Genomic DNA, 1,557 nt, shown 5'->3' on the forward strand with positions numbered 1-1,557 from the left:
GCGACCCGAAACCTTACGTGTGGACCAAGACTGCGGACGAGATCCTTGAACGCCTCGCCAGCTATCTGAACAGAATTCCAGACTCAGAACACTAGCGACCGTATGTGCCGCACGCTGCCCGACGGCAGCAGCCCCTGTGTGCGACACGTCAGGTCCGTGGATGTGTCTCGTACATCCGCAGCGCGACCACCAGGCCGGAGGCGGCGGTGAGTGCGGCGATGGCCCAGATGGCGGTGGTCAGGCTGTAGGCATCGGCGAGGGCTCCGGCGAGCAGTGCGCCCACGGCGAAGCCGCCGTCACGCCAGAGGCGGTAGACGCCGACGGCGCGGGCCCGCCAGGCGGGATGGGCGACGTCGCCGACGACGGCGAGCAGGGTCGGGTAGACCAGAGCGGTGCCAAGACCGAGGAGGACCTGGGCGGTGGCCCAGACGCCGAATGTGGTGCCCGCGGCGACCAGGCCGATCGCGGCGGCCTGCAACAGCATTCCGGCGGTGATGAGGTGCTTGCGGCCGATGCGGTCGGACCACCAGCCGGTGAACATCTGCCCCGCGCCCCAGACGGCTGGGTAGAGGGCGGCGAGGAGACCGATCTGGGCGATGGACAGGCCGTGGGCGGCGAAGAGGAGGGGGAAGATGCCCCAGGCGAGGGCATCGTTGAGGTTGTTGACCATGCCCGCCTGGCTGGCGGCGGACAGCGCCTTGTCGCGAAGGCTGGTGAGGCGGGCGATCTGGCCGGTGGTCAGTTCCCCGTCGTGCTCGCTGCCCCTGGGGGTGACGTGGCGGGCTGCTTCGAAGCGGGCGTGGTCGCGGGTCTCGCGGACCGCGAAGGTGGACAGACCCAGGGCGAGTACGACGTAGGCGGCGCCGAGCAGGAACGGTTCGGGTCGCAGCCCGGCGTGCTCGGCGATGGCGCCGGTGGCCATGGCGGTGGCGGCGACGGCGACGTATCCGGCGGCCTCGTTGAAGCCCATGGCCAGGCCGCGGCGCTCCGGGCCGGCCAGGTCGATCTTCATGATGACGGTGGTGGACCAGGTCAGGCCCTGGTTCATGCCGAGCAGGATGTTGGCGGCGATGATCCAGCCCCACGACGGGCCCCAGGCGAGCATGGCGGGCACGGGCAGGGCGATGAGCCATCCGGCGATGAGGACCGGTTTGCGGCCGTAGCGGTCGGACCAGGTGCCGGCGAAGAAGTTGGTGACGGCCTTGGTGGCGCCGAAGGCCAGGATGTAGGTCATGGCCGCGGTGTAGGCGGACAGGTGGAAGACGTCGTCGGCCAGGAGCGGCAGGACGGTGCGTTCCTGGCCGAGCATGCCGCCGACCAGGGCGTTGACGAGGACGAGCAGGCTGAACTGGGCGAGGTTGGCCCGCAGGCCGAGACGTATCGCGGGGCGGCTCTCGCCGGTGGTGCGGGTGGTCACGCGGTCTCCTCCAGACGGCGGCCGGTGGCCTTGGACCAGTCGGCCGGTCCACCGTCGAGGACGGCGAGATCCTTGTGGCCGGCGCGCTGCAGGAGGCTGGCCGCGGTCATGGCGCGTTCCCCGTGCCCGCAGGCCACGAC

The 1,557-nt window shown here is 70.7% G+C and carries 2 protein-coding genes; both read right to left on the reverse strand.

Translation table 11 applies throughout. The features are described from left to right. Positions 1 to 148: 148 nt before the first annotated feature. Positions 149 to 1,417, reverse strand: a complete 1,269-nt coding sequence (locus ACFUJR_RS24200) for an MFS transporter (RefSeq protein WP_383173828.1) — start codon at positions 1,415 to 1,417, stop codon at positions 149 to 151. Continuing rightward, positions 1,414 to 1,527 carry a hypothetical protein gene (locus ACFUJR_RS24205; protein ID WP_383450720.1) on the reverse strand — a complete coding sequence of 38 codons (114 nt, stop codon included), beginning with the start codon at positions 1,525 to 1,527 and terminating at the stop codon, positions 1,414 to 1,416. The genes ACFUJR_RS24200 and ACFUJR_RS24205 overlap by 4 nt, the downstream gene beginning before the upstream one ends. Positions 1,528 to 1,557: the final 30 nt, after the last annotated feature.

This window comes from Streptomyces sp. NPDC057271, assembly GCF_042668715.1.
Taxonomy (GTDB): domain Bacteria; phylum Actinomycetota; class Actinomycetes; order Streptomycetales; family Streptomycetaceae; genus Streptomyces.

Coding starts and splice junctions, on each gene's coding strand:
- ACFUJR_RS24205 (WP_383450720.1), bottom strand. CDS start 1,527: ATGACCGCGGCCAGCCTCCTGCAGCGCGCCGGCCACAAGGATCTCGCC.